At 71.3% G+C, this 3404-nt stretch carries 3 protein-coding genes; all 3 read right to left on the reverse strand.

Annotated elements, in window-relative coordinates:
* Positions 1–412: 412 nt before the first annotated feature.
* Positions 413–1078 carry a helix-turn-helix transcriptional regulator gene (locus tag ACFQBR_RS27695; protein WP_344177926.1) on the reverse strand — a complete coding sequence of 222 codons (666 nt, stop codon included), beginning with the start codon at positions 1076–1078 and terminating at the stop codon, positions 413–415.
* 25 nt (positions 1079–1103) lie between these two features.
* Positions 1104–2633, reverse strand: a complete 1530-nt coding sequence (locus ACFQBR_RS27700; RefSeq protein ID WP_344177928.1) for a pyridoxal-phosphate dependent enzyme — start codon at positions 2631–2633, stop codon at positions 1104–1106.
* Positions 2634–3287: 654 nt separating this feature from the next.
* The coding region (locus ACFQBR_RS27705; protein WP_378554862.1) for a WD40 repeat domain-containing protein at positions 3288–3404 on the reverse strand (117 nt) is incomplete at its 5' end.

The raw sequence follows: 3404 nt of genomic DNA on the forward strand, positions 1-3404 counted from the left end.
GAAGGCGTAGCCGCGGTCGGGGGGATCGCACGGGGCCAGGAGCCCGGCGTCGATCAGCCACTCCCGGCGCCGCCGGTCGCCCACAGAGGTGCGGTAGACGAGGATGTGCGGTCTGGCGCCCAGGTCGTAGAGGTCGACGAAGCGGGCCGGGGTGAGGCGGCCGGGCATGGGGGGCTCCATCGTGTCGGGGTCGGTGGTGGGGCCTGCGCCCGGGGGCGGCAAAAGCGGCCACCGCCACCTTGGCCGGTCCCTCCGACAGTCCGCACCCGGCCCCGGTCCGCCCGGGAGCCCGGGGCTGTGCGGCCATGGTCGCACGGTGTCCCGTGGAGCGCGGCGCGGGCGCCGGCGTGCGGACCGGCCTCCGGGAAGGCCGCACCGACCTCGTCGGGGAGACCTCCCACAGCCGGGAGGGCTACTTCGTGTAGTTGTAGACGGTCGCCCGGGAGACGCCGAGCCGGTCGGCGATGAGCTGCGCGGAACTGCGGGTCTCGAAGAACCCCTCGCGATGCAGCTGCCGGACCAGTTCGCGCTTCTGGTCGCGGTTGAGGCCGCGGGGGGTGCTGGAGCGCTCGGCGGCGAAGGAGTCGATGGCCGACCGGAGTTCGCGCCCGGTGCGGTCGCGCAGCGTCTCCAGGCCCTCGCCCCGGTGTTCGACGTCCGTGGCGACGAGGTTGGCCAGGGTCAGCGCCAGCGGGGACAGCGCGCTCACGTCCAGGTTCAGGCACAGGGCCGCGACGTAGCGCCCGCCGGCGTTCTTGATGCCGATCGAGGTGCTCTTGGCCGGGCGTCCGTCGGGGAACCTGTTGCTGTAGTTCTGGATGACGCTGGGGTAGTCGGGGTCCTCGATGCGGCGCAGTCCCAGTTCGGTGGCGGAGTCGCCGACCCGCCGCCCGGACAGGTTGTTCTCGATGGCGCGGATGGCGCTGTCGGGCCGGCGCAGGTCGTGCAGGACGACTTCGCACAGGCCCGGGAACATGCGTCCGACGGCGACGGCGATGCGCTCGGCCTCCCGTATGAGGTGCTCGTCCTCCTGATCGGGGTGTTCGTCGGTGGGATCCTCCTGGGAGGGGTGTGTCATCGCGCTCTCCTTTCCCGGTCAGGGCTCAGTCGGCGGGCCCGGTGAACACCGAGGCCATCTTCTCGGTGGACTTCAGCCCCGCACCGGTGAGCACGACCACGGTCCTCTCGCCCGGCGCGATGTCGCCCGTCGCGATGAAGTGGTCGAGGGTCGCCGCGGCGACGCTGCTGGTCGGCTCGGCGTACAGGCCTCGCGCGCTCAGTGCGCGGACCGCGGCGTGGATCTGCGCTTCCGGGACGGCGCAGGCGGCGCCGTCGGAGCGGCGGATGGCCTCCACCGCCTCAGGAAGCCGGACCGGGTGGGCGATGGACGCGCCCTCGGCGATCGTCGGTACCCGCTCGCCGCGCTGGGCCGAATCGACGCCGTTGAACGTATCGGCGATGGTCGCCCAGTGCTCGGGCTGTCCGACGAACAGGCGCGGGCGCCTGTCGATCTGGCCGGCGCGGAGCAACTCGCCGAAGGCGATGTCGCACCCGATGACGTTGCTGCCCGCCCCGGCCACCAGGACGACGTTGTCGGGCGCGGTGAAGCCGAGCGACTCCCACATCTCGTAGGCGATGGTCTTGGTGCCCTGGATGAACATGGGGTGCCAGTTGTGGCTGGCGTAGGGGATCTGCTCCGACTGGCGGATCGCCTCGTCCGAGACCTCGTCGCGGGTGCCGCCCACGAGCTCGATCTCCGCTCCGTAGGCGCGGGCCTGGAGGATCTTGGCCTCCGAGGTGGCGGCGGGAACGATGATCCTGGCGCGGATGCCGGCAGCGGCGGCGTAGGCGGCCACCGCGGAACCGCCGTTGCCCGAACTGTCCTCGAGTACGCGGTCGACGCCGTGTGCCGCCAGGTGGGACATCATCACCGATACGCCCCGGTCCTTGAAGCTGGAGGTCGGGTTGAACCACTCCAGCTTGAAGTGGACGCGCCGACCGGCCCAGTCGACCGGGACCATCGGCGTGCATCCTTCGCCCAGGCTCACCCGGCGGGCGGCCGGGACGGGCAGGGCCGCGTGGTAGCGCCACAGGGAGCGTTCGGCGGTGTCGATCTGCTCCGGACGCAGGCCCGGCAGGGCACTGACGGCGAGGGGGCCGCCGTCCTCGCCCCGCCAGCGGGGATCGTCCAGGGAGTAGCGCTTTCCGGACCGGTCGTACAAGTCGGGGACGGTGGCGGCTGGATGCTGCTCGGCGTTCATGGACGGTTCCGGCTTCTCCTCGTTCGGCGTGCCGTCGCCGGGTCTCACGACCCGGCGGGCACTCTGCTCCCATGTTAGATGAAATTTCCAGGTGTGGACTGAGAGTCCAACTGCTTGTCGATGGGCTCCGGACAGCTCCGGCACGTGCTCGTACAGGGGCGAACGGGGCACGCCGGGCAGGCGGGCGATGGAGGCCACGCTGTTCTCCGGCTGGACGAGAAGGGCCCGTGCGTGGCGGACCTGCTCGTCGTCCATGGCCGGAGGACGCCCGAGGCGGGTGTCTGCCGCGCGGGCCGCAGCCAGGCCCTCGCGGGCGCCCTCGACGATGAGTTCGCGGATGGACCCGGCCAGGGCGGCGAAGACCTGGAACACGAGCCTGCCGCCGGGGGCGGTGGTGTCCAGTGCTGCGTGCCGGGATCAGAAGCCCACCCCGGCGCGGCGCAGATCGCCCACGAGGGTGGTCAGCTCCTGGAACGAGTGGGCCAAGGGGGTCGTCGGGGATCGCGAGGGTGGTGTCCAGCCCCCGGGTGTACAAAAACGGTGCCTGCGGAGTAGATGAACACCCCGAGTTTCCGACACGTTTTTCCGCCACTTCGGGGTCCGGTCCGGCGCCCTCCGGGGTCGTTCCGGCCGACTGTCCGGAAAACGATCGTTCCTCGCCACCGACGAGCGTCGAGAACGCGGCTCTCCCCCCGTCCGTCCGGGCTGGCCAGGAGCGTCACCGTCGTTTGCGGCTGGTGCCTCGTTCGTTAACGGCGCCCCGCGTTCGGTGAAAGCGGCAAAGCGTTCATACAGGGCGATGGTCTGCGGGGGTGGGGCCGGGGGGTCTGTCGCCGCCTCCACGTGGCCGGTGCGACGAGATCGAGCGCGGACGCCCGGCTCACGCACGAGGCGGGGCCGGCTCAACGGTGTTGGCCGCGGGTGTGGACGGGAAGCGGACCCTGCCGAACAGGGGAGCCACACCACGCACTTCACGCGGGAGACCTACCGGGTGGTGATCTCGGGCAGGGCGGCCGTGGCTGTCTTCTAGAAGATGCCCCAGAGCCGTGCGGTGCCGTCGTCGCTTCCGGTGGCGAGGGTGGTGCCGTCGTGGTTGAAGGCCACAGCGTTCACCCAGTCATCGTGGTGGAAGGTTCGGACGGG

The organism is Nocardiopsis tropica (genome assembly GCF_042660575.1).
Lineage (GTDB): Bacteria > Actinomycetota > Actinomycetes > Streptosporangiales > Streptosporangiaceae > Nocardiopsis > Nocardiopsis tropica.